The 21,509-nt window shown below is 54.9% G+C and carries 26 protein-coding genes and 2 tRNA genes; 16 read left to right on the top strand and 12 right to left on the bottom strand.

What is annotated here, in order from left to right; all coding sequences use genetic code 11:
• Positions 1 to 82 precede the first annotated feature (82 nt).
• The 3 genes from CEW89_RS21015 to CEW89_RS20770 form a co-directional block, all read right to left on the bottom strand.
• Positions 83 to 949, bottom strand: coding sequence for a site-specific integrase (locus CEW89_RS21015; RefSeq protein ID WP_198403522.1), 867 nt, complete (start codon positions 947 to 949; stop codon positions 83 to 85).
• Positions 942 to 1,547, bottom strand: a complete 606-nt coding sequence (locus tag CEW89_RS21010; protein WP_198403521.1) for a hypothetical protein — start codon at positions 1,545 to 1,547, stop codon at positions 942 to 944. The genes CEW89_RS21015 and CEW89_RS21010 overlap by 8 nt, the downstream gene beginning before the upstream one ends.
• Positions 1,548 to 1,612: 65 nt before the next feature.
• Positions 1,613 to 1,677, bottom strand: a tRNA-OTHER gene (locus CEW89_RS20770).
• Positions 1,678 to 1,770: 93 nt separating this feature from the next.
• On the opposite strand from CEW89_RS20770, the gene CEW89_RS08735 reads away from it, so the two are divergent.
• From CEW89_RS08735 to CEW89_RS08705, 6 genes are all read left to right on the top strand, one after another.
• Entirely contained in the window at positions 1,771 to 2,568 is a 798-nt protein-coding gene (locus tag CEW89_RS08735) for a helix-turn-helix domain-containing protein (RefSeq protein WP_096805636.1), read from the top strand.
• A 352-nt stretch (positions 2,569 to 2,920) separates the two neighbouring features.
• On the top strand, positions 2,921 to 4,261 hold the full coding sequence (locus CEW89_RS08725) for a plasmid recombination protein (protein WP_157779803.1): 1,341 nt from the start codon (positions 2,921 to 2,923) through the stop codon (positions 4,259 to 4,261).
• Positions 4,258 to 4,914 (top strand): hypothetical protein, encoded by a 657-nt coding sequence (locus CEW89_RS08720; protein WP_096805633.1) that lies wholly within the window; start codon positions 4,258 to 4,260, stop codon positions 4,912 to 4,914. Before CEW89_RS08725 ends, CEW89_RS08720 begins: the two co-directional genes overlap by 4 nt.
• Positions 4,915 to 4,969: 55 nt before the next feature.
• Complete coding sequence (locus CEW89_RS08715) at positions 4,970 to 5,992, top strand: hypothetical protein (RefSeq protein ID WP_198403520.1); 1,023 nt, start codon at positions 4,970 to 4,972, stop codon at positions 5,990 to 5,992.
• Positions 5,993 to 6,092: 100 nt separating this feature from the next.
• Complete coding sequence (locus tag CEW89_RS08710) at positions 6,093 to 6,338, top strand: helix-turn-helix domain-containing protein (protein ID WP_096805632.1); 246 nt, start codon at positions 6,093 to 6,095, stop codon at positions 6,336 to 6,338.
• On the top strand, positions 6,338 to 7,627 hold the full coding sequence (locus CEW89_RS08705; RefSeq protein WP_096805631.1) for a type II toxin-antitoxin system HipA family toxin: 1,290 nt from the start codon (positions 6,338 to 6,340) through the stop codon (positions 7,625 to 7,627). The genes CEW89_RS08710 and CEW89_RS08705 overlap by 1 nt, the downstream gene beginning before the upstream one ends.
• A 65-nt stretch (positions 7,628 to 7,692) precedes the next feature.
• Here CEW89_RS08705 and CEW89_RS08700 read toward each other — a convergent pair whose 3' ends face one another.
• From CEW89_RS08700 to CEW89_RS08690, 3 genes are all read right to left on the bottom strand, one after another.
• Entirely contained in the window at positions 7,693 to 7,908 is a 216-nt protein-coding gene (locus tag CEW89_RS08700) for a hypothetical protein (RefSeq protein ID WP_096805630.1), read from the bottom strand.
• Between the two features lie 49 nt (positions 7,909 to 7,957).
• Entirely contained in the window at positions 7,958 to 8,137 is a 180-nt protein-coding gene (locus CEW89_RS08695; protein ID WP_096805629.1) for a hypothetical protein, read from the bottom strand.
• Between the two features lie 291 nt (positions 8,138 to 8,428).
• Entirely contained in the window at positions 8,429 to 9,256 is an 828-nt protein-coding gene (locus CEW89_RS08690; RefSeq protein WP_157779802.1) for a hypothetical protein, read from the bottom strand.
• Between the two features lie 124 nt (positions 9,257 to 9,380).
• On the opposite strand from CEW89_RS08690, the gene CEW89_RS08685 reads away from it, so the two are divergent.
• The 7 genes from CEW89_RS08685 to CEW89_RS08655 all read left to right on the top strand — a co-directional run bounded on the left by CEW89_RS08685 (position 9,381) and on the right by CEW89_RS08655 (position 17,153).
• Positions 9,381 to 9,632, top strand: a complete 252-nt coding sequence (locus CEW89_RS08685; protein WP_425321026.1) for a helix-turn-helix domain-containing protein — start codon at positions 9,381 to 9,383, stop codon at positions 9,630 to 9,632.
• Positions 9,604 to 9,831 (top strand): helix-turn-helix domain-containing protein, encoded by a 228-nt coding sequence (locus tag CEW89_RS08680; RefSeq protein ID WP_096805627.1) that lies wholly within the window; start codon positions 9,604 to 9,606, stop codon positions 9,829 to 9,831. The genes CEW89_RS08685 and CEW89_RS08680 overlap by 29 nt, the downstream gene beginning before the upstream one ends.
• An 81-nt stretch (positions 9,832 to 9,912) precedes the next feature.
• Positions 9,913 to 10,107: a helix-turn-helix domain-containing protein gene (locus CEW89_RS08675; RefSeq protein ID WP_096805626.1), complete on the top strand. Its 195-nt coding sequence runs from the start codon at positions 9,913 to 9,915 to the stop codon at positions 10,105 to 10,107.
• Positions 10,104 to 11,651, top strand: coding sequence for a type I restriction-modification system subunit M (locus CEW89_RS08670; protein WP_096805625.1), 1,548 nt, complete (start codon positions 10,104 to 10,106; stop codon positions 11,649 to 11,651). The genes CEW89_RS08675 and CEW89_RS08670 overlap by 4 nt, the downstream gene beginning before the upstream one ends.
• Positions 11,648 to 12,847, top strand: a complete 1,200-nt coding sequence (locus CEW89_RS08665) for a restriction endonuclease subunit S (protein WP_096805624.1) — start codon at positions 11,648 to 11,650, stop codon at positions 12,845 to 12,847. Before CEW89_RS08670 ends, CEW89_RS08665 begins: the two co-directional genes overlap by 4 nt.
• Positions 12,848 to 14,026 (top strand): ATP-binding protein, encoded by a 1,179-nt coding sequence (locus CEW89_RS08660; protein ID WP_096805623.1) that lies wholly within the window; start codon positions 12,848 to 12,850, stop codon positions 14,024 to 14,026.
• Positions 14,019 to 17,153: a type I restriction endonuclease subunit R gene (locus tag CEW89_RS08655; RefSeq protein ID WP_096805622.1), complete on the top strand. Its 3,135-nt coding sequence runs from the start codon at positions 14,019 to 14,021 to the stop codon at positions 17,151 to 17,153. Before CEW89_RS08660 ends, CEW89_RS08655 begins: the two co-directional genes overlap by 8 nt.
• Before the next feature lie 58 nt (positions 17,154 to 17,211).
• Here CEW89_RS08655 and CEW89_RS08650 read toward each other — a convergent pair whose 3' ends face one another.
• Positions 17,212 to 17,871: a helix-turn-helix domain-containing protein gene (locus CEW89_RS08650; protein WP_096805621.1), complete on the bottom strand. Its 660-nt coding sequence runs from the start codon at positions 17,869 to 17,871 to the stop codon at positions 17,212 to 17,214.
• Between the two features lie 136 nt (positions 17,872 to 18,007).
• On the opposite strand from CEW89_RS08650, the gene CEW89_RS08645 reads away from it, so the two are divergent.
• From CEW89_RS08645 to CEW89_RS08635, 3 genes are read left to right on the top strand one after another with little or no spacing between them, the layout of a single operon-like run.
• Positions 18,008 to 18,229 (top strand): hypothetical protein, encoded by a 222-nt coding sequence (locus tag CEW89_RS08645; protein WP_096805620.1) that lies wholly within the window; start codon positions 18,008 to 18,010, stop codon positions 18,227 to 18,229.
• The gene (locus CEW89_RS08640) at positions 18,222 to 18,467 is read left to right on the top strand and encodes a hypothetical protein (RefSeq protein WP_096805619.1); all 246 of its coding nucleotides are present in this window, start codon (positions 18,222 to 18,224) and stop codon (positions 18,465 to 18,467) included. Before CEW89_RS08645 ends, CEW89_RS08640 begins: the two co-directional genes overlap by 8 nt.
• Positions 18,454 to 19,539: a tyrosine-type recombinase/integrase gene (locus tag CEW89_RS08635; RefSeq protein ID WP_244906179.1), complete on the top strand. Its 1,086-nt coding sequence runs from the start codon at positions 18,454 to 18,456 to the stop codon at positions 19,537 to 19,539. The genes CEW89_RS08640 and CEW89_RS08635 overlap by 14 nt, the downstream gene beginning before the upstream one ends.
• 62 nt (positions 19,540 to 19,601) lie before the next feature.
• Here the strand turns inward: CEW89_RS08635 and CEW89_RS08630 are convergent.
• From CEW89_RS08630 to CEW89_RS20765, 5 genes are all read right to left on the bottom strand, one after another.
• Positions 19,602 to 19,675 (bottom strand) — tRNA-Cys (locus CEW89_RS08630).
• A 100-nt stretch (positions 19,676 to 19,775) separates the two neighbouring features.
• Positions 19,776 to 19,967 carry a hypothetical protein gene (locus CEW89_RS08625; RefSeq protein WP_096805617.1) on the bottom strand — a complete coding sequence of 64 codons (192 nt, stop codon included), beginning with the start codon at positions 19,965 to 19,967 and terminating at the stop codon, positions 19,776 to 19,778.
• 8 nt (positions 19,968 to 19,975) lie between these two features.
• Positions 19,976 to 20,980 carry a tyrosine-type recombinase/integrase gene (locus CEW89_RS08620; RefSeq protein ID WP_096805616.1) on the bottom strand — a complete coding sequence of 335 codons (1,005 nt, stop codon included), beginning with the start codon at positions 20,978 to 20,980 and terminating at the stop codon, positions 19,976 to 19,978.
• Positions 20,981 to 21,009: 29 nt separating this feature from the next.
• Positions 21,010 to 21,192, bottom strand: coding sequence for a hypothetical protein (locus CEW89_RS08615; protein ID WP_096805615.1), 183 nt, complete (start codon positions 21,190 to 21,192; stop codon positions 21,010 to 21,012).
• A 2-nt stretch (positions 21,193 to 21,194) separates the two neighbouring features.
• On the bottom strand, positions 21,195 to 21,359 hold the full coding sequence (locus tag CEW89_RS20765; protein ID WP_157779801.1) for a hypothetical protein: 165 nt from the start codon (positions 21,357 to 21,359) through the stop codon (positions 21,195 to 21,197).
• Positions 21,360 to 21,509 lie beyond the last annotated feature (150 nt).

Raw genomic sequence — 21,509 nt, 5'->3', positions numbered from 1 at the left:
GCATTTCTGGTGAGTACCTAACGGCAAGTTTGGATCGAATGCTACCTACTGACTTTGGAAGATGGATCGCAAACAATAACAACTAGGCTGCATGAAATGAAAACAGACAGATAACGACTGTGTGCCGTAGGCTGTGAAACACCAGTCCCGGTTGCTTGATGCCCAGCTTTGGCAAGAAGCTCTCGTTGCACCAGCGCCCCAAGTTCCGACCATAGCCACCATTGGTGCTATAGCTATAGTCTGGAAACAAACGTGTGCTGGCGTTGCGGCTTGTCACAAAGTCGAGAAAGCCAAGTTGGATCAACTCAGAATGCAGGGGCACTTTGCGCCTACCTGCTTGCGACTTCACCCTTTTGTTCTCGTCGCCTTCGTCAGTGATATTGAGGAACCAAGTTTCGCCGTCCTGCTGTACATCTGCAATGTCGAGTTGGCAGATTTCATTCAAACGCGCCCCGGTAAACAGGCCGAGTAGCATTCCCCACTTGTGGCTATCCTTTCGAACTAGGCCTGACGGGTTTTGTGTCAACTCAGTGTAGATCAACTGTGCTTGCTCGGGCGAGAAGGGCTTGCGTTCTGTCTTGCTATTCTTAGCTTTGGAGACCTTCATGCCTTCAAAGAGTGTGTGCGGTGACTGTCCGTGCCGTTCTGCCCAGTCGAAGAACATTTTGAACATTTGGATATGGCTGTTGATCGTCTTGGGGGAAATCTTTTTATGTCCGGGTTCCTTGATGACCTGCATGAGCGGCATCGTTTTTAGTTTTGGTTTGGTGTTTCGGCTGGCCGGAAGAGCCTGTAATACTTTTTTGACTTCGCTCGCATTTTGCTTGGTGATTGTGGCAAGCAGTCGATCAGGACCAAAGTACTCGACAAGGATATTCAGGTAAGCCCGGTTCTGACCGATGGTCTTGACCGCCCATTGTCGTGAGTGTTCCGCAATGAAATCATCCACTGCTGCACCCAAGGGCGAAGACGCGGGCAGAGAGGGCGCAGGAGAGGCGGGTGCGATGGCCGGGGCATTCGGCATAGGAATAATGCTCAAGGCGCTCAGCGGCCTCCAGAACGCGTCTCAGCATGTCTCGGCGGCCTTTCCGAAGCTCGCGCTGGATCATTGGAAAGCTGGCATGCCAATCTTGGGCGGTCAAACCGGATTTTCTCAAGAACGGTTTAACCGGTAGGTACTGGTCGCTCTCCATCTCCATATCAAGATAGCTTTCATGGTCCAACATTTCGCACCGAACATCTTCCAGCGCGTTTTTCGACAAGCCGCGCCGGTCCAGCCAGTCAAGGTACTGGTCCAGTTGGGCCTTAAAGTAGGCTTGCACCTTCTCGCGTATCGCGCTTTGTCTCAGTCCCGCCAATGTATTGTTCTCGCTCAGTATTCGTCCGCAGGATGCAAGATAGCGAGCTAAATCACCAGCACGATCTGGACAGCGGGTGCGCAAAGAGACGCGAACTGAGGTCCGCTTTTCTTCTTTGTTGGGAGGAATAGGCCAGCGGAAGTAGAAAACGCCATGTCTTGAGCGGCTTAGATAAGATGACAGCTTCATAGGGTGTGTCCCACTTTGTGTCACACTCGACCACTAAGCCGCTAACCCTATGATTTAGAATGAAATGGAGGCGAGTACCGGAATCGAACCGGTGTACACGGATTTGCAATCCGGTTGAGACCACTGACTTCATTGGACTTTCCTGTAAACGCCCCCGTTTTGTTCACGACGGGAAATCAAGGACTTACAAGGAAACTGTAAACGCCTCCAGAGGAGGTGTGCGATGAGTGATTTGCGCCCGTTCAAAGAGGTTCAGCTTCAATGGCTCCGACTTCTGCTCGCTGACACGTCGCTTAGTCCCCGTGCCGTACAATTCGCCACATACCTTGTCATCGTCCGATACAACGACACTTTCGGCAAGGCTTGGCCGTCACATGCGACAGTCTGTGAAGATCTTGGGCTGAAGAGCGAAAAGACCATCCAGCGCCTGATCAAGGAACTCGATGGCAAGTGGTTCGAGATCAGGCGCGGGAATGGTCAAAAGCAGTCTACCGAATACGTGCCGTCCAAAACATCGCATCAGGCAGCCCAAGAGTTACGCGAAAAAGAGGAGGCGGGAAAGACGGACAAAATTGTCCCCCTTCGTGGCCCCAAAGGCGGACATTCCTGTCCCGGAACCCGGACAGAAATGTCGCGCGAACCCGGACAAAAATGTCCGCCAATAAAAGAGAAAGAAAAAACAAAGGAAAAAAGAGCGCTGACACGGGATTTGCCTGATGAGGAGCAATCCCGCATTGCGCTTCGGTTGGTGCCTGGCGGCGGCGGCATCTTTGAGCGAACATGGAATGACAGGTTTCAGGCGGTCGGGCTTGAACGCTTGGATCGGCTATTTCGACAGGTTCGCGACGAGCAGGGCAGGAGTTGCTACCTGCTCCCCGGAAGCTGGCCGGAGCCGCGAGATAGCCTCAGTTGGTTCACCCAGCTTTCTCAGATTTATCGAATGTTAGGTCGGGAAGTGCCTGAGAAGCTGGAAGAGGCCATCCGCGCGAATTCCTCGCCCGAGCTGAGGAGGGCGTCATGATTACGGTCATTGAGATCTCTGCGTTTCGCTTCTCTGATGGTTTGTTTTCTGTGACTGGGGTTCTGGTCTTCCTGGCAATGAGGCCTCTCAGCAAACCTCTTCCGAAGCGCCCTCCACTCGGCTGGCGGAGGAAGAGGTTTGCAGCCGCCACAGGCGGCTTCGGTCCGGACGGGACCGGCGGCGCAGCCGTTAGCTGGGTGCAGGGGCGCAGCGCCTTGCCCGACATGTTGCTCGCCAACATAATAGTCGGTCAATATTGTGTTTGCCACGTACCTGTGGGGCTATGATGTCTGGTCCCCAATTTGTTCATATTCAAACGTTCTCTCGCAAGAAAAACCTCGTAGGGCAATCGGTGGAACAGGTGCTGGAAGAAGCTGCTCGTGCGCCAGCCTTCAGTACCCATGTTGAAAAACCCACTCCGCCCGAAACCATATTCGGTGTACCGGTCGAAGAGGTGCGGCGCTTACATGACGAGATGGTTGCTTCTGGTAGCGTTCAGGTCACGTTGAAGGATGGACGGACCGCGAGTCGGGGTATCCGTAAAGACCGGCATACATTGCTCACCGCTGTCGCGTCTTATCCAGTTCCAAGTGCGTTGGTGAGTGCCAGCCCAGAAGCTCAAGAAGATTGTGAGAGTTGGTGCAACCGCAACGTGAAATGGCTCAAGGCTAAGTTTGGGGATAAGCTCGTCAGTGTCATCACTCATAGTGACGAAGAATATCCCCATCTGCACGCATATATTCTTCCGCTCAATGACCCAACGTGTTCGGCGCGCCGCCTGAATCCGGCGTGGCGTGTTAAAGAAGAAGCTATGGAGAAAGCTCGTGCCGACGGGCACGATGACAAAGTGGCCCTGAAAATGGGCAACACTGCTTACCGTGCCAAAGGGCGCGAAATTCAGGATGATTACTTCGAGGAAGTCGGCTTGCCCTGCGGCCTTACACGCACAGGCCCGAAACGTCGTCGGTTAAGCCGACAACAATGGAAGACCGAAAAGGACGCGGCTCGGCGAGAAGCCAAAGTCCTTCGAGACATGGAGGCGCGTCTAGATGCCTTGGTCGAAGCCGAAGATGGGTTAGAAGCATCACTGGCCATTAAGGCTGAGGAGATCGCGGAAAAGCTCGACCTGGCGGATCAGTCGCTGGAAGAGGCGGAAGCGGATCGTGCAGAGGCCAAGCGTCTGCGCGAGCAGGCTGCGCGGGATGCCCAGAATGCTGAAGCGCGTATCCAGCGGCAGCTTGATCAGAAGCAGGAAGCGCTTGAGGCTCTGCATCGGCAACAGCGCGAAGCGGAACGCGCCGACCTGCACCGCGCCCGGCTGGAGGCCGAAAAGGAAGCCCGCCGCCTGCGTGATGCACAGGCGCAGATCAACCAAGATCGGGCTGACGCGCTGCGCAATGCGGCGGAAGAGGCCGCGCGCGTTGTTCTGGAGCTATTTCTTGGGGTGCTTGATGGGGCGGTGCGTCCAGACCCCGCCGCCCCAAGAGTTTGGATCATCCGCGATGATGATCTTCGGGAGCGGGCTAAGAGGCTCGACCTGATCGAATTGATCAAAGACACGATGAAAGTTCTGCACGACGCCTGGACGCAGCTCTCAGAACGGTTGTCGCCCTCGGAACAAGCGGCAGCTTCTGAGCAGATTGCGGAGCCTGTGAAGGCGGCGGTAGACCGACAGCAGGGCAATCAGCCATGAATGAGCTTGATGAGCGTCTTGCGAGGATACGGAGACAAAAAGCGGAAGCCCGCACCACGGCTGCGGATGACTTTGCGCAGTTGAAAGAGGGGTTGGCGGCGGCCCAGAATAAGCTCACGGAACTGGATGCCGCCCAGCAAACCCTATCTGAGACCGTCGCAGCCGATAGCCGAAGGATCGCGGCCCTTCGCCGCCGGGTGACTGTTGGTGTCGTTTTGATTGCCCTTGTCGGGGCTTTGGTTCTGGCACTGACCGGGGCGGTTGCCAGCCGCATGGTTGATGAAGCACGAACCGAGGCCGCTCGCATCCGCGCCGAGAACTCCCAGGAGATTGCCGAGGCCCGCGCCGAAGGGGAAGCCGCCTTGCAAGCCCTCGCAGATCGGCTGGCAAGCCGTGAGGCCGTGCTGGCCGCCGAGATTGAGGCGATGGGTGCCGATTTGGCGCAGCTTGGTGCCGCCCGCGATGCCGCGCGCGCTGATCTGGAACACTTTGCGGAACTGCGGCAACAAATCGGGTTCGATCTTGTGCCTTATCGTAATCGCGTGGTGATCGTGGTCCCTGAGGGCGAAACCATCACCCGTTGGAGTGCCCCCGGCCTGTCGAATCTTGCCCGCTACAACGGGCGGATGTTTCGGGTGGTGCGGGCTGACTAAGAGTGCTGGACATTGCCGCCTTGCTTTCAGATCATCGGAACATTGGGAGGCAAGTATGCAGTTTCAAAGAACAATCGGTATCGACTACTCCGGCGCAGAAACGGCGGATTCGAGCCTCAAGGGGCTGCGTGTCTATGTAACCGAAAACGGTGGCGATGCGGCGGAGGTTGGGCCGCCACCTGGATCAAAGAAATACTGGACGCGCCGAGCGCTCGCAGAATGGCTTTTGGCGCGACTGGCTGAGCCTGTCCCCACGATTGCGGGGGTCGACCATGCGTTTTCTTTCCCCACTGCCTATTTCAAGCGGCACGGCCTGACTCTGGACTGGGATAGCTTTCTCGATGACTTCTGCGACCATTGGCCAACAGACAAGCCACACACCTATGTGGACTTCCTCCGCCACGGTTCCAGAGCCACCGGAACGGCGCGAACGGGGCATGCCAAGTGGTTGAGGGAAACCGAAAAGCCCTGTCCGGCGAAGTCGGTGTTTCATTTCGATGTGCCGGGGCAAGTCGCAACTTCGACCCATGCGGGGTTGCCGTTTCTTCGGGCGATCAGGCGCGATCTGTCGGATTTGCACGTTTGGCCCTTCGACGGCTGGCGCGTTCCGCCGGGGGCGTCGTGCCTGGTCGAGGCCTATCCTCGGCTTTACAGCCCTGAATACCCCAAAGAGGGCATGACCGGAGATCAGCACGACGCTTTCAGTATCGCCAGCTGGCTGCGGGACACTGACCTTGACGGGCGGTTGGCCTCTGCCTTTCAGCCTGACCTCCCCGAAAATCTGAGGCGCGCGGCACAATATGAAGGCTGGATCGTGGGCGTGATGGACTCGGCTCCAGCGAAAGCCGCACCGAAATCACGCAAGGCGGCAGGCGTTGCCACAACTGCGCCGGGTTTCCGGAACCGGAATGGCCAGATTGTGATCCGGGCGACGGGTGAACCGGGCAATGATCACAATCAGCAGGTCTATCAGTTGGCTTGCGAGCGTTGTGGGTTGAGCTATGGGGCGAACGGATCGGACATTTTTCAGCGCAAATGTCCTGCCTGCGGCGGGGGAAAGCCCGGGCTGGTGATTTGAAATGCTTGCCTCTCGATTTTCGCCTTGGAGTAAATATTGAAAATTTACGTTGAGGCGTAATTCGTTTTGATTTACGCTCTGCCGTAAAAGGAGCCGCATCATGGACCTCTCAGCGAGAACTGCCGAACAGATCGGTGAAGCGATCCGGCGCACGCGCAAGGCGCGCGGCTGGACGCAGGGCGATATCAGCGCGCGCACCAATCTGCGCGTGGCGACGATTTCGTCGCTGGAAAACGGTGATGCGGGTACCAAGCTGGCGACGCTCTTGGCCGTCATGGCGGCGCTCGGGCTGGAGTTCCGGCTCGCCCCTCGCGGTGGTTCGGTCGAGATCGAGGATATCTTCTGATGGCGAAGCGAGGCCGAAGCGGCACGATGCAGGTGCTTTTGAACGGGCGGCTGGTCGGGCATCTGCGCCTTGCCAGCTCTGGCGCGATCAGCTTTGCCTATGATCCGGGTTGGCTGGCATGGGAATATGCCATGCCGATCTCGCTGTCGCTGCCCCTGCGTGAAGAGGCGCATCAGGGCGCACCGGTCATCGCCTATCTGGAAAACCTCCTGCCCGACAATCAGGCAATCCGCGAGCGTGTGGCGGCACGAGTGCGCGCGGGTGGCACCGATGCCTGGCACATGCTGGAGAAGATCGGGCGCGACTGTGTGGGGGCGTTGCAATTCGTCTCGGGTAAGGTGCCCGAGGCGCACGGGCTGGAGGGCGAGCCGGTCACGGATGCCCAGATTGCCGCCCTGCTGCGCAATCTGGCGAGCGCCCCGCTTGGTCTCGATGAAGACGACGATTTCCGCATTTCCATTGCCGGTGCGCAGGAGAAAACTGCGCTGCTACGCCACAACGGCGAATGGGTCCGGCCCTCGGGCTTGACGCCCACAACCCATATCCTGAAAACCCAGCTTGGCGTGCTGCCGAACGGGATCAACCTGTCGGATAGCGTTGAAAACGAATTCTTCTGTATGAGCTTCTGCCGCGCCATGGGCGCGGATGTCGCCGAGGTCGAGATCGTCGATTTCGAAGACGTGCGCAGCCTTGTGGTCACACGGTTTGACCGGCGCTGGACCGCTGACGGGCGCTTGATCCGCCTGCCACAAGAGGATTTTTGTCAGGCCCTCTCTGTGACGCCCAGCCAGAAATACCAGATGGACGGCGGGCCGGGGATCACCGAGGGCATCGGCCTTTTGGCAGGCAGCGATGATGCGCTGGCCGATCAACGCGCCTTCTTCTGCACACAGGTGCTGTTCTGGCTTTTGGGCGCGACGGACGGCCACGCCAAGAATTTCAGCATCGCGCTGCGCCCCGGTGGTTTTCGCATGACGCCGCTCTACGATGTGCTGAGCGCGCAGAAGGCCGTGGATGAGGGGCAGATCCGCCAGAACCGTATGCGCCTCGCCATGGCGGTAGATGGGCACTACCGGATCAACGAGGTGGTGCCCCGTCACTTCCTGCAAGCTGCAAAGGCGGCTGGGTTCGGCGTGGCGCTGGCGGAGGAGGTGTTGGCAGAGATGGCGGGGCGCGTTGAGGGTGCGCTAGCGGAAACGCAGGCCGCGCTGCCCAAGGGCTTCCCCTCCGCGCTGACCGATGTTGTCGCAAATGGCATTCAGGCGCGGGTAGCCAGTTTCGACTTGTGACCCTGTTGGGCAGGGTGCGGAGATTACACGGCCTATTCTCCGCACCAGATGCGGAGAATAGCGGATCACTCCACGCCTTCTGCCGTGCCTGGTTGCTTTTCGAAAACCCGCCCGAGGTTCTTGTAGCCCAAGCTATCGACGGTGATGTTGCCACATTCGCAAGACGCCATGCCCTTGGTCGCCCCTTTCGGCGCTTTGGCTGCATAGTGCCAGCTTTCCGCAATGGTGTTGCAGAGCGTGCATTTCGCCCGGAACGGTTTGTTGGAGGTGGCTTTCGACATATTGGTCCTGCGTGGCAACAACTGGAGTTCGAAGAGCGAGCACAGCCGCTCATGGCGCACCGTTCACGAACTCCTCTGCGGCCTGATTGAGATGTGCCCAGTTTCGCACCCGTTCCTCCAGCTCCGCAAGCCGTGCGTCTTCTGCCGGAGTGCGGGGGCGACCGCAAAGGTCAGCCAGTTCCTTGCGGTCGGCTTGGTGTTTTGGGCTGTCGATCCAATGAGTTTCCATGAGAGGGCTATCCTATTCCTTGCGGTGCCAAACCACCTCCGAGACGTCCACCTTGCGGGCCTTGAGCAGGAAAAAGACGCCCACGCCCACAAAAGGTATTCCCCACCAGTTCATGCCCTTGCCGTCTATGAACGTGAGCGCAAGCCCTATGAATATGACGACAGCAGCCGACCAGTAGACCTTCAGGCGCTTGGCCCATTCGGGCGTCGTGTCCTTGGTGGCCAGACAGTTTGGGCAAACGTCTGCCCGAACGGGCAGGTCTGGGTCTCAGATGCAGTGTCGGTCATGGCCTCACAGGTCCATATCGGCGGGCGCGACCGGCGCGTCGTCCGTCAGTGCCTCGATGATTTGACGATCTACTTCGGCCACATGCTGGCGGATCAGGTCGAAATCGGTCAGCGAAAAGCTGACAGTTGAAGTCTGCGCACCGCCGTTGAAGCTGACCGAGAACAGCGCCGTGCACCCCGGCATGATCTGCGTTTCGCGGTGCTGGCGGAAACGGTACTCGGCATCGCCACTGAAACCGCCTGAACAGGGCCGATACTGCGTCGTCTTGCGGGAACCAAAGCGGTCAACTGTCGTGATCTCGTGCAGCGGCTGACCGTCAAGATCGGGAATAAAGCCCTCATCTCCCCACGCCCAGGTCGCACCATAAGCCGTGCGTTGCGACGGCGGGCCGTAGCGCTCCTCCAACTGCGCGATCAGCGCGGCAGGCTCTGGCAGGTTCTCATTCGGCTCGCGCATCGTGCGCCGGATTTGCAGCACCCGCCCTCCCATGGCCTCGGTCGCCAGCGTGGCGGTGATCTCGGTATAGGGATCGCGGCCCATGCGGGTGTGCAGCCCCACGCCTTGCGTTACCAGCTTCTGGTCGAAGGTCAGGGCAAAGGCGCGCCCCTCGCCATTCTCGACCCGCAGAGCGACCTGTTCGGGCACGAGGACCAGCATCATCCGTTCGCCGAACATGCTGCTCGCCTCCATCGCCTCGGCCCCCGGCTGAATGTCGAGGATGGCGTAGGGGTATGGGCGCGGTTCGGGTGTGAGCGTTTCGGTCAGGTGGTCCTGGGCGTGGGCGGAAAGGGGCAGGAATGCGGTGAGGGCGGCGGCTACAAATCTCTTCACGTTTTCAAATTCTCCACAGAAATATGCAACCCGCATCAGCCTGCGCGGGCAATCAGAAAAATAACCCAAAATGGGATAATTCTCAAGAAGGATTATCCGAATTCCGGATTTATTCGGAGTTCAAATGATGGGAAGAACCTTGCGCAGTCCGGGCCACTTGGCGCTAATGGCGGCGCTGAAACAGGCACGACTGAACGCAGGGCTGACACAGACCGAGTTGGCAGACCGCCTCGAACGGCCTCAGTCCTTCGTAGCCAAATACGAGAACGGTGAACGGAAGGTGGAGGTCGTCGAATTCGTCCAGATCGTGAGAGCGATTGGATGCGATGGTCGTATGATCCTAGACGATGTTGCACGTGCAGAGCTGGGTGCATGATACAATCGAGGATTTCGAGAAGTGCCTGCGCGAGCTGCGCAAGGCACAGGGCTATTCACAGGAAGGCTTTGCCCTGACCGTGGAGCTTGACCGCACCTATATCGGCGGCATCGAGCGCGGGGAACGTAATCCGGGCCTTAAGACGATCCTGAGGATCGCCGAGGCACTCGGGGTGCCTGTGGCGGAGTTGTTCAAGTAAGGATTGATCCTGCGCTCCTCTCTTGCCCGCTCCACTCCTTTCCCCTATTTTCCGCCTGCTTCCCAAATGAAGGGCCCCAAGATGCAAGATGATGATGTTTTGACCGTAAAGGAGCTCGCCGCATTCCTGAAAATAGCGGAAAAAACAGCCTATCGTTTTGCCTCAGAGGGCAAGGTTCCCGGGTTCAAGGTGGGAAGCGCATGGCGGTTTCGCAAAAGCGAGATCGATCGCTGGATTGCTGAGCAAGAAAAAAGACAAGAAGGGCAGGAAAAATGACAGGTCAGCAACAGGTTGAAGCATTGCATCGGCAAATCTGGCAAATTGCCAACAAAGTGCGTGGCGCGGTTGACGGCTGGGACTTCAAGCAGTTTGTCTTGGGTGCATTATTCTATCGCTTCATTAGTGAAAACTTCACCAACTACATCGAAGGTGGCGACGACGGCATCAACTATCCAGGCATGTCCGACGCAGACGTCCCGGATGAAGCCAAAATCGACGCGATTAAGACCAAGGGCTACTTCATCTATCCCAGCCAGCTCTTTCAAAACGTGGTGAAAACCGCGAACAAGAACGACAGCTTGAACACTGACCTTGCCGAGATCTTTTCGGCGATCGAGGCTTCGGCCAGTGGCTACCCGTCCGAGCAGGATATTTACGGTCTCTTTGCCGATTTTGACACCACAAGCAATCGCTTGGGCAGCACGGTCAAACAGAAGAACGAAAGACTGGCTGAGGTCCTCAAAGGCGTGGCAGGCTTGCCGTTGAAGTTCGACGACAACGAAGGCGACTTGTTCGGTGACGCCTATGAGTTCCTGATCTCGAACTACGCGGCCAACGCGGGCAAATCTGGCGGCGAGTTCTTCACGCCGACCCACGTGTCCAAACTCATCGCCAAACTGGCCATGCATAAGCAGACCAGCGTCAACAAAATCTACGATCCGGCGGCGGGGTCAGGGTCTCTGCTTTTGCAGGCCAAGGACGAGTTTGAGAAACACATCATCGAAGACGGCTTCTTCGGGCAGGAAATCAACTACACGACCTACAACCTCGCCCGCATGAACATGTTCCTGCACAACATCAACTACGACAAGTTCAACATCCAGCACGGCAACACGTTGATGGAGCCGCACTTTGGCGATGACAAGCCTTTTGATGCCATCGTGTCAAACCCGCCCTATTCTGTGAACTGGAAGGGTTCGGACGATCCAACCCTGATCAATGATGAGCGTTTCGCCCCCGCCGGTGTGCTTGCCCCGAAGTCGAAGGCGGATTTCGCCTTTGTCCTTCATGCGCTGCACTACCTGTCGGCCAAGGGGCGGGCCGCGATCGTTTGCTTCCCCGGTATCTTCTACCGTGGCGGCGCAGAGCAGAAGATCCGTAAGTATCTCGTCGACAACAACTACGTTGAAACGGTGATCGCGCTCGCGCCGAACCTGTTTTTCGGCACGACCATTGCGGTGAACATTCTGGTGCTTGCCAAGAACAAGACAGACACGACCGTTCAGTTCATCGATGCGACCGAGGAGGATACCTTCTTCCGCAAGGGCACGAACAACAATTTTATGGAAGATCGGCACATTGGGCGGATCATGGATCTGTTCGACAGCAAAGAGAACGTGCCTCATGTGGCCGAAACCGTCCCCTATGATACGATTGTCGAGAAAGACTATAACCTGTCGGTCAGTGCCTATGTTGAACCCAAGGACACCCGCGAAGTTGTCAATATCAAGGAGTTGAACGCGAAGCTGGTGACCACTGTCGCCAAGATCGACCAGCTGCGCGCAGACATCGACGCCATCGTCGCGGAGATCGAGGCATGAGCGATCGGGGCTTTCTAGAAAAGCTGCTGAATGGGGCCTCGGTGGCGTGGAAGCCATTGGGCGATATCGCGCAGTATTCCAAGACGCGGATCAGTTCCGAGGACCTCGACAAGACAAACTATGTGGGCGTGGACAACCTTCTGCAGAATCGAGCTGGAAGGGTGGACTCAAACTATGTGCCCACTTCTGGCAATCTGACTGAGTTTCGAGCGGGTGACATTCTAATCGGAAATATTCGCCCCTACCTTAGGAAGATCTGGCTTGCCGACCGGACAGGCGGAACCAACGGTGACGTTTTGGTTATCCATCCAACGGACGACGTTGTGAACCCTCGCTATCTGTATCAGGTCCTCACAGATGAAAAGTTCTTTGAGTACAATATTCAGCATTCCAAAGGGGCAAAGATGCCTCGCGGAAGCAAGCCACAGATTATTCAATATCCGGTCCCCATCCCATGCCCTGAGGACCCAGAAAAATCGCTGGCGATCCAAGCGGAGATTGTTCGGATTTTGGACAGTTTCACCGAGCTGACAGCCGAGCTGACAGCCGAACTTAAGGCCCGCAAGCAGCAATACAACCACTACCGTCACCAGCTACTGAGTTTCGATGATGGTGACGTGGAATGGAAATCACTCGGGGAAGTCTTTGACATTTTTGCTGGAGGCGATGCGCCTAAGGGCTCAATGTCTAAGGTCCTTACGGAGGATTATACAATTCCAATCTTGTCGAACGGGATTGGCGAAAAAGCACTCTATGGTTGGACCAACAAGGCGAAGGTGGAGAAGCCTAGCTTGACTGTCTCTGCTCGCGGCACGATTGGCTGGACAAGCCACCGAGAAGAACCATTTTTTCCAATAGTTAGGTTAATCGTCTTGACCCCGAAGACTGGGATAAATCTCAGATTTGCATACCATTTCATGAAAACAATTGAGAATAGCTATAAGGTTCCCGAGGCTGGAATTCCGCAGCTGACGAAGCCAATGATAGAAGGCACTCCATTTCCTATCCCGTGTCCTGGCGATCCTGAAAGATCGGCAAAAGAGCAGGCCCGGATCGTCAACATTCTCGACAAGTTCGACACGCTGACCACATCGCTCAGCGAGGGCCTGCCGCGTGAGATCAAGTTGCGTCAGCAGCAGTATGAATACTACCGCGACCTGCTCTTGAGCTTCCCCAAACCCGAGGAGGCCGCGTAAATGAGCAAGACCCTCGAGGAGATCGCACAACAGCTGCGCGCCGCCGATAAGAAGGTGCAGTTGATCTACGCCTTCAATGGGACGGGGAAGACCCGCCTGTCTCGCGTTATGAAGAACGAGATCGCCCCGAAGAATCCGGAGGATGATGAACCAGCCCCGGCAAGGCGGAAGTTTCTATACTACAGTGCTTTCACTGAGGATTTGTTCGTCTGGGACAATGATACCGAAGGCGACGAAGACCGAAAAATCCGCATTCAACCAAATGCGTTCGTCGATTGGGTTTTGAGGGATAGAGGGCAAGAGTTAAACATCATCAATAACTTCCAACATTACACCAGCCGCAGTATCACGCCATCCTTCCCCCCTGAGACGGTTGTCAGAGAGATTGAGGGGAGACGAACCAACGTTTTGACCTTCCCCGAAATTCGGTTTGCGTACACTGGTGGGGACAACATTGAGAACAACGTTAAGATTTCCAAGGGCGAGGAAAACAACCTTATCTGGAGCGTTTTCTATACGTTGTTGCAGGAGGTTATTGCGCTCAGAAAAGAGCCTGATCCCTCTCAACGTGATGACAACGAATATGATGATCTGGAGTATGTGTTTATTGATGACCCGGTCAGTTCGCTTGACGAAAATCACTTGATCGAACTGGCGATCGACTTGGCAGGCTTGATCTCGTCCAGCCGATTTGAGAACGGCGATGGGGTTCGGTATATTGTCACCACCCACAACCCGCTGTTCTTTAACGTATTGTGTAAGGAACTGACCGGGGCAGCGCGCTACCTCTTGAAGCGCAACGTGACTGGTCAATTCCTTCTTGAGCCGAAGAACGGGGCGGCCAATAAGAGTTTTTCATACCATCATCATCTGATCAGTATTCTTCGAGATGCCATCGATCAGGACGGTGTCCAGAAGTACCACTTCAATCTGCTACGAAATCTCTATGAGAAGACCGCAAATTTCCTGGGTTACGAGCATTGGACAAAACTTCTTTCGACCGCGCCGGAAGGTCGAGCTGATTACCTCAAGAAGCTGACAAACCACTATAGCCACCGCGAGCTTGCCTTCGAAGAAGTCGCAGACCCGACCGAGAAGCAAAAGGAAGACGTGGAGGTCTTGCTGGACAATTTGATTAACAATTACGGTTATTGGAAGCAGGGCGAACAAAATGGTTGAGCAGACAAAAACCATCGCGGAAACGAGGAACTTCATCGTCCTCGACAAGTACACCAAGGAGTGGGACGCCGCCGATCACTACCAGAGCGAAGATGATCTGGAACGCGAATTGGTGCAGGATCTGGTCAATCAGGGCTATGAATTCCTGCCTGTTTTGACGACTCCAGATTCCATGCTTGCCAATGCGCGGGTGCAGCTGGAGCAGCTGAACAACGTCATGTTTTCAGATGATGAATGGAAGCGTTTTGTCGAGACCTACCTCGACAAACCAAGCGACAGCATCGTCGACAAGACCCGTAAGATCCACGACGACTATATCCACGATTTCGTCTTTGATGACGGGCGCATCCAGAACATTTACCTCTTCGACAAGAAGAACATGTCTCGCAATAAGCTGCAGGTTATCAAGCAGTTCGAACAGGTCGGTACGCACGCCAATCGCTATGACGTGACGATCCTGGTCAACGGTTTGCCATTGGTTCAGATCGAGCTGAAAAAGCGCGGCGTGGCGATCCGGGAGGCCTTCAATCAGATTCACCGCTACAGCAAGGAAAGCTTCAACAGCGAGCATTCCCTTTTCAAATTCCTGCAGCTCTTCGTGATTTCGAATGGCACCGACACCCGGTATTTCGCCAACACGACTAAACGCAACAAGAACAGCTTCGACTTCACCATGAACTGGGCGAAGTCCGACAATGAGCTGATCAAAGATCTCAAGGATTTCACCGCAACTTTCCTTCAGAAGCGTACGCTGCTGAACGTTCTGTTGCAGTACTCCGTTTTTGATGTCAGCGACACTCTGCTGATCATGCGGCCTTACCAGATTGCAGCGACTGAACGCATCCTTTGGAAGATCAAAAGCTCATATGAAGCCAAAAACTGGAGAAAGCCGGAGAGTGGTGGTTTCATTTGGCACACCACAGGCTCTGGCAAAACGTTGACGAGCTTCAAGGCGGCACGGTTGGCAACGGAGTTGGATTTCATCGACAAAGTCTTCTTTGTCGTGGACCGCAAGGACCTCGATTACCAGACCATGAAGGAATACCAGAGGTTTTCCCCTGATAGTGTCAATGGGTCCGACAGCACGGCCGGGTTGAAGCGCAACTTGGGCAAGGACGATAACAAAATCATCGTCACGACGATCCAAAAGCTGAACAACCTTATGAAATCTGAGAGTGACCTGCCGGTGTATGACCAGCAGGTGGTCTTCATTTTCGATGAATGCCATCGGAGTCAGTTCGGTGAGGCACAGAAAAATCTGAAGAAGAAATTCAAAAGATTTTATCAGTTCGGCTTCACCGGAACGCCGATTTTCGGAGATGACATCGTTGATGGCAAAATGATCCGGAAAGGAAATGCTCTAGGGGCTGAAACGACTGCGAGTGTTTTTGGGCGTGAGCTACATTCCTATGTAATCACCGATGCCATACGCGACGAAAAAGTTTTGAAGTTCAAGGTCGACTACAACGATGTGCGTCCCCGGTTCAAAGCCATCGAGACAGAACAAGACGAAAAAAAGCTAAGCGCGGCTGAAAACAAACAAGCGCTTCTGCATCCAGATCGTATTCGGGAAGTCTCTCAGTATGTACTGAACAACTTCCGTCAAAAAACCCACCGGTTGCAAGCGGGCAGCAGCGGGTTCAATGCAATGTTTGCTGTCAGCAGTGTAGATGCCGCGAAGCTCTACTATGAAACCTTGAACGCTCTGCAGGTGGGCAGTGAAAAGCCGCTGAAGATCGCGACGATCTTCTCGTTTGCGGCCAACGAACAGCAAGATGCGATAGGTGACATTCAGGACGAGAGCTTCGACGTGTCAGCGATGAATAGCAGCGCCAAGGAGTTTCTAGGTGCCGCAGTCAAAGATTACAATTCCTTTTTTAAAACGAATTTTAGTGTCGATAGCAGTGGTTTTCAAAACTATTATCGCGATCTTGCCAGTCGGGTCCGTTCGAGGGAAATCGACTTACTGATTGTCGTCGGTATGTTCCTTACAGGCTTTGACGCGCCAACGCTTAACACCTTGTTTGTCGACAAAAATCTTCGCTTTCATGGCTTGATGCAAGCGTTCTCCAGAACCAATCGGATCTATGATGCGACTAAAACGTTCGGCAATATCGTGGCGTTCAGGGACCTCGAGCAAGCGACCGTTGATGCGATCACGCTGTTCGGTGATAAGAACACAAAGAACGTCGTGCTTGAGAAGAGCTACGACGAGTACATGAATGGTTTCGTTGATCAGGAAACCGGCGCGGCGCGGCGCGGGTTCATTGATATTGTGAAGGAGTTGATCGAGCGCTTTCCAAAGCCGGATGAGATTGTAAAAGAAGCAGATAAAAAAGAGTTCGCGAAGCTCTTTGGTGAGTATCTGAGAGTTGAGAATGTGCTCAGGAACTACGATGAGTTTTCTGCATTGAAAGCCTATCATGGGTTGGATTTAGCAGATCCCGCTGCCGTTGAAGAGTTCAAGCAAAAGCACTACCTGAGCGACGAGGATCTACGCGACCTTGAGGCGATAGAACTGCCTTCAGACCGTGCAGTTCAAGACTATAGATCAACATACAACGACATTCGCGACTGGCTGCGCCGGGAAAAGTCGTCGGCTGAGCAGGAACAGAGCAATATCGAGTGGGATGACGTCGTTTTCGAAGTGGATCTCCTGAAATCGCAGGAGATTAACCTAGACTACATCCTCGAGCTCATCTTTGAGAAAAACAAAAAGGTGAAGAGCAAAAGGGATCTGATTGAGGATGCTCGCCGCGTCATTCGTGGTAGCCTTGGAAATCGTGCCAAAGAAAGTCTGATTGTGGACTTTATCAATCAGACTGATCTTGATCAGATCGATGACAAGGCAGGTGTGATCGATGCATTTTTCTCTTTTGCTCAGGAAGAGCAACGCAAGGAAGTAGAAGAGCTTATCATATCGGAAGATCTAAATTCTGATGCAGCCAGACGCTATATTTCTGCTTCCATAAAACGAGAATTTGCGAGTGAAAACGGAGCTGACCTCAATGCCATACTTCCCAAAATGAGCCCGCTAAATCCGAAGTTTCGTACCAAGAAGACGGCCGTCTTCGAGAAAGTAGCTGCCTTTGTTGAAAAATTCAAAGGTGTTGGCGGGCAGGTCTGAGATCGTTTTCGGGAGCATTGCTCAGAGGAGCGCCAGATCAAGCTGGAAACTGTACAGCTTAAAATTTCTGAGAGGTGCGTTTTTTATTTTTGCGCCGCTGACGGAGTGTGCGGCGTCTTTCGCTCTCGATCTGTTTCGCCAAGGCTTCCTCTTCCCATTCCAAGTTTGCATACCCAGGCCATCCGTTCTCGTACATGGCCTCAATACCTTGCCATGCCTGTTCGACACGGTCCCGTACAACGCTGTCTTGGATCGCGCCGAAGTGCTGCAGTTCGAAGCCGATCTCAATGATGTCTTCCTGTGCGTCAAACAGATCATATAGATTTTTCTTTTGAAAATACTTGGTCGCTTCGAGAAAGCGTTGAAATATGGCCGATTTTATGTGTCGAGGGACAGGGTCGGGTTTGACGTTGAAGAGCGAGTGCAGTTCAGTGTCACCGCGTAGCAGGATCTTGGAAATGAGGGCTCCGGGCACATCACGAATGCCGGCCTCGTAATCTCGTATCGACTTTTCAGAGTAACCGAACTCGCACCCGAACCGGGCTTGGGTCAGTCCTAAAAATTTACGATATGCCTTTAGGCCCGCTGCAAGGTCCAGTCCTCGGCGGGCTTTCTTGCGGGCTTCAGTGGCATCTTGTTGCCAGATCTCCCTCTGTTTCTGACGAGTCTTCTGGCGCTGCCGACGCGTGTGCCAGCCTTGGTGGTGGGAGGAGGACATGTTGAACTTCCATACCTTTAGCAAATAGGCAGTATTTTACCGTTTTTAAGCGTGATTGAAAAGACACGCTGACAATTCTGGACTTGTGATGCTTGGCCGCAAAAACGTGTAGTTATATGCAGTTCAGGAGGCGTACATGCAGACAGTTGTGGATGGAGCCAAAACGCCGGAAGAGTGGTGCGCAATGCTGCGGCAGCAAGGTGCGCACGTTTCGGCGCGAACGTTGCGGGCAAAGGCGCGTGAAACGGGACAATACCTGTCACTGGGCCGCGCAATGCTTTTGAATCCCAAGCATTTAGCAGTGCTGTTGCAGCCAGAAGCAGATGCTGTTCCCTTAGAGGAGGGCGGCCATGATTGAGTTGGTCACTGGTGAGGAGTTGGCCCAGTCGCTCGGTTATTCCGGCGTGAACAACGCGTTCCGGGATTGGTGTAGCCAAATGCGCATTACCCCAGTGCCTGGCCGACGCGGGTTTTACGACCCCAAGTTGGTCCGTGCTCGATTAGACGAAGCCCAAGGGCTGGTCCGCCAGGACATGGGCAACCCTCCCAAAGAGAGTTTTGTCGCGATCAGGAGGGCGCGTCGTGGCAAGGATTGAGTTGAAAGGCGTACACCGTGTCAGGCGCAAGCTGGCGAATGGGACGTATCGAGAGCGGCATTATGCTTGGCGCGGCGGTCCTTACTTCTGGTCAAGCGACTTGAGTTTTCCGAAACATGGGGTTGAATACATCGCAGCCTTTTCGACTCATGCAGTGCGACCAACCGAACCGCGCAACCTGACAAAGTCTGTCGTTGATCAGTTCCTCGATTCCGCCGAGTTCCTAAGCACAAAGCCTCGTACCCAGAGCGATTACAAGAAATGGATGCTGCGATTTCAGCAAGAGTTCGCTGATGACCCATTCGCCATGTTCGCCGAGCCAGAGTCGCGGGGCGAGGTATCTGAATGGCGGCAACAATGGGCGCATTCCCCCAAGCAGTTCGACTATTGCGGAACGGTTGTCACGAGGTTCCTGAACTGGGCTGAGGACAACGGCAAGATTGCTCGTCACTTCTGCCACAAGTTGCCGAAGGTCTATGAGGCAGATCGGGCAGAGATTGTCTGGACTCCCGCCGACGTTGACCTCTTTTGCCAAGCTGCCCCCGAATACGCTCGCCGCATACTGATTTGCGCTTGCGAAACGGGATTGCGTCCTGGCGATCTGGCGGGCCTCAATCGTGATCACATTCAGGCAACGCGGCATGGTCGGAGGCTGCGAGTGCGTACGAACAAGCGTAGCAAAATTGCTACGATCCCGGTGTCACAGAAGCTCGGGGTGCTTTTGGATGCGACGCCAAGCGACCGGATGCTGATCCTCGTGGGAGACAAGGGACAAAAGCTCGATGCAGAGAGTGCCTCTAAGGCAGTGAGCCGATGGCGCAACCGTATCCCAGAGCTGACGCCTGACGCCAAAGGGTTCGATCTTCGGCTCTATGACGCGCGCGGCACGGCGGCAACGCGGCTGCTGGAGGCGGGGCTGGGACTGAACGATATCGCGTCATACATGGGCTGGAGCATTCGCTATGCCAGCCAAGTCATCGAGCATTATGCGGTGATTTCCGAAGACGAAACCGACCGAGTGAATCGGGCGCTGGAAGCTGCCCGGAAGGCAAAAAATGGAAAAAAACTGTAAACCGACCTGTAAACGGTCGCACTCTCAAGGAGGCCATGATGACACAAGTGCTTGAAAAGATTTGGAGGCGAGTACCGGAATCGAACCGGTGTAGACGGATTTGCAATCCGCTGCGTCACCACTCCGCCAACTCGCCAAGAGCCTTATTTCGTGTGGCTTTCCGCGCTTCTACTCAAAGCGTTTGAACAGTGCAAGAGCCGATGTTTGAACATTCTGTTTTTGTTCCGTTCCTTTGTTCAGCTATTTTTCTGATTGGTTTCTATTTTTGAATAGATAGCCAGTCCTACGAAAAAGACGGCGCTAGTTGCGGCGCCAGTGTCGCGTGATGGCTCATAATTTATACCGGTTAAGGCCACGATCCACGCTTGAACAATCTCCGTCGAAAGACCGAAAAACATGAATGCAATGACGAGAAATATGCGGCTCATTGGCGCTCCTATTTCTCCCGCTTCAACTGCGCTTTTGACGCCAGTGTGAACTGGTTTGCGCGCGCTGTGTAGTGCCGCACCATCTTCTCAGACATACCGGTCACAGCCATGATCATAGGAATGTCACACCCGACCTCATAAAGCTCTGTAGCAGCGGCGTGTCGAAGGCTGTGAATATCCCATTTCAAGGCACCAACTGCCTCTCTGGCGTTCCGTATGGCCTGTGACGCCCCGCGATAGCTCCAAGGCCCGGAGCGGCGCGCGTTGGTCAGAACGAACACGCTCTGCCGACGAGATGCGGCGTTGATCGACCTGTGAGACACGAGGGCGCTTCTGAGGTCAGATGTGAGCGGGACCAACAGCCCCTTGCCGGTCTTGTTCTGCACGACGCGGATCGCATCGCCCTCAATATCGCTCCATCTCATTTCCAGAACATCCCCGATGCGCTGGCCTGATCCAAGGCACAGCTCGAACAGAAGGCGCTCACGGGTCTCGAAAGCATAGCGCGCACGGAAAGCTTTGATCTTCTCCGCAGGCCACGGCTCACGGTCCAGCCTCTTCGCCTTCGGCATTTTCAGGCTTTTGACGCCTTGCGCCGGGTTGTCCTTGCGCCATCCGAGATCAATGGAATGCTCGAACAGAACGCGGGCCACCTGCATCACATAATTGGCAAAACGCACCGCATCCTTATTGGCGTCCATCGCCGCGATGATGTGCTTGCGCTCAAACCTGCGAATGTCACGCGCACCGGTCTTTTCGGACCAGAAGTCCAAGACCTTCTGATAATCCTTCTGCGTTCGGTCTGAGAGTGCATTCCAGCGCTCGCTTTGCTGGTAGCTCTCGATCAGCCCAGACATCGTGTATTTGGCGCTTACCTGGGCGATACCTCGTTTTGCCTCGGAAAGCAGGAGCGTGTATTCCTTCTGAAATTCCACCGTTCCGGTCTCGGACTTAATGCGGATCGGCTTTGATCCACGCGGCCATCGAAAGTGCGGATGGTTCCCGCGCCCCATGCGGTAGACGTATTTCGGAAGCTCTTTTTTCACCGCTTGAAGTCCGTGAGATCAATGATTTCTGATTCGTCCAATTTGACGTTTGTGTCGATTGGCTCAAGGATGATTTCCCCGTCCGGCTTGATGCGGGTGCGGATGTTCACCCCGGCGCTCAGGTAAACGGCGAGTTGTCGGGCGGCTTTGGTCTCCGGTGTGGTTGTGATTTTACCCATTATCACCCCTCCATTGCTTCGGCTTGCCATGTCTCAGAGTCGAAAGGACGATCAGCAGGAATATGCATAAGGCTGATCAGTTTCGGCCTGAAACCAGCATTCTTTTCAACATAATCGGCAATAGCTTCGTCGATCTCTTTTTTTGATAGCGTTACCGATCGTTTCATTCCACGCCCCCCTTCTCCTCAACATATTCACCGCACCATTCAGTTTCGTGCATTTTGGGGAATTTACGCCTCGTCCCGGACGGCGGGTATCTTCGACACTCGCGCTCCGGCTTGTCGTCAAATAGACGTTCAATCATGACAGCGAATTTG

The organism is Celeribacter ethanolicus (assembly GCF_002407265.1).
Taxonomy (GTDB): domain Bacteria; phylum Pseudomonadota; class Alphaproteobacteria; order Rhodobacterales; family Rhodobacteraceae; genus Celeribacter; species Celeribacter ethanolicus.
This window is presented reverse-complemented; position numbering and strand designations above follow the sequence as displayed.

What these genes read in the sequence shown, in the direction of transcription:
- CEW89_RS08680 (WP_096805627.1), top strand. Translation starts at nt 9,604, where the DNA reads ATGTTGCACGTGCAGAGCTGGGTGCATGATACAATCGAGGATTTCGAG.
- CEW89_RS08735 (WP_096805636.1), top strand. Translation starts at nt 1,771, where the DNA reads ATGAGTGATTTGCGCCCGTTCAAAGAGGTTCAGCTTCAATGGCTCCGA.
- CEW89_RS08720 (WP_096805633.1), top strand. Translation starts at nt 4,258, where the DNA reads ATGAATGAGCTTGATGAGCGTCTTGCGAGGATACGGAGACAAAAAGCG.
- CEW89_RS08705 (WP_096805631.1), top strand. Translation starts at nt 6,338, where the DNA reads ATGGCGAAGCGAGGCCGAAGCGGCACGATGCAGGTGCTTTTGAACGGG.
- CEW89_RS08670 (WP_096805625.1), top strand. Translation starts at nt 10,104, where the DNA reads ATGACAGGTCAGCAACAGGTTGAAGCATTGCATCGGCAAATCTGGCAA.
- CEW89_RS08710 (WP_096805632.1), top strand. Translation starts at nt 6,093, where the DNA reads ATGGACCTCTCAGCGAGAACTGCCGAACAGATCGGTGAAGCGATCCGG.
- CEW89_RS08625 (WP_096805617.1), bottom strand. Translation starts at nt 19,967, where the DNA reads ATGAGCCGCATATTTCTCGTCATTGCATTCATGTTTTTCGGTCTTTCG.
- CEW89_RS08665 (WP_096805624.1), top strand. Translation starts at nt 11,648, where the DNA reads ATGAGCGATCGGGGCTTTCTAGAAAAGCTGCTGAATGGGGCCTCGGTG.
- CEW89_RS08640 (WP_096805619.1), top strand. Translation starts at nt 18,222, where the DNA reads ATGATTGAGTTGGTCACTGGTGAGGAGTTGGCCCAGTCGCTCGGTTAT.
- CEW89_RS08685 (WP_425321026.1), top strand. Translation starts at nt 9,381, where the DNA reads ATGATGGGAAGAACCTTGCGCAGTCCGGGCCACTTGGCGCTAATGGCG.
- CEW89_RS08655 (WP_096805622.1), top strand. Translation starts at nt 14,019, where the DNA reads ATGGTTGAGCAGACAAAAACCATCGCGGAAACGAGGAACTTCATCGTC.
- CEW89_RS08715 (WP_198403520.1), top strand. Translation starts at nt 4,970, where the DNA reads ATGCAGTTTCAAAGAACAATCGGTATCGACTACTCCGGCGCAGAAACG.
- CEW89_RS21010 (WP_198403521.1), bottom strand. Translation starts at nt 1,547, where the DNA reads ATGAAGCTGTCATCTTATCTAAGCCGCTCAAGACATGGCGTTTTCTAC.
- CEW89_RS08650 (WP_096805621.1), bottom strand. Translation starts at nt 17,871, where the DNA reads ATGTCCTCCTCCCACCACCAAGGCTGGCACACGCGTCGGCAGCGCCAG.
- CEW89_RS08700 (WP_096805630.1), bottom strand. Translation starts at nt 7,908, where the DNA reads ATGTCGAAAGCCACCTCCAACAAACCGTTCCGGGCGAAATGCACGCTC.
- CEW89_RS08675 (WP_096805626.1), top strand. Translation starts at nt 9,913, where the DNA reads ATGCAAGATGATGATGTTTTGACCGTAAAGGAGCTCGCCGCATTCCTG.
- CEW89_RS08620 (WP_096805616.1), bottom strand. Translation starts at nt 20,980, where the DNA reads ATGGGGCGCGGGAACCATCCGCACTTTCGATGGCCGCGTGGATCAAAG.
- CEW89_RS20765 (WP_157779801.1), bottom strand. Translation starts at nt 21,359, where the DNA reads ATGAAACGATCGGTAACGCTATCAAAAAAAGAGATCGACGAAGCTATT.
- CEW89_RS08660 (WP_096805623.1), top strand. Translation starts at nt 12,848, where the DNA reads ATGAGCAAGACCCTCGAGGAGATCGCACAACAGCTGCGCGCCGCCGAT.
- CEW89_RS08695 (WP_096805629.1), bottom strand. Translation starts at nt 8,137, where the DNA reads ATGGAAACTCATTGGATCGACAGCCCAAAACACCAAGCCGACCGCAAG.
- CEW89_RS08645 (WP_096805620.1), top strand. Translation starts at nt 18,008, where the DNA reads ATGCAGACAGTTGTGGATGGAGCCAAAACGCCGGAAGAGTGGTGCGCA.
- CEW89_RS08615 (WP_096805615.1), bottom strand. Translation starts at nt 21,192, where the DNA reads ATGGGTAAAATCACAACCACACCGGAGACCAAAGCCGCCCGACAACTC.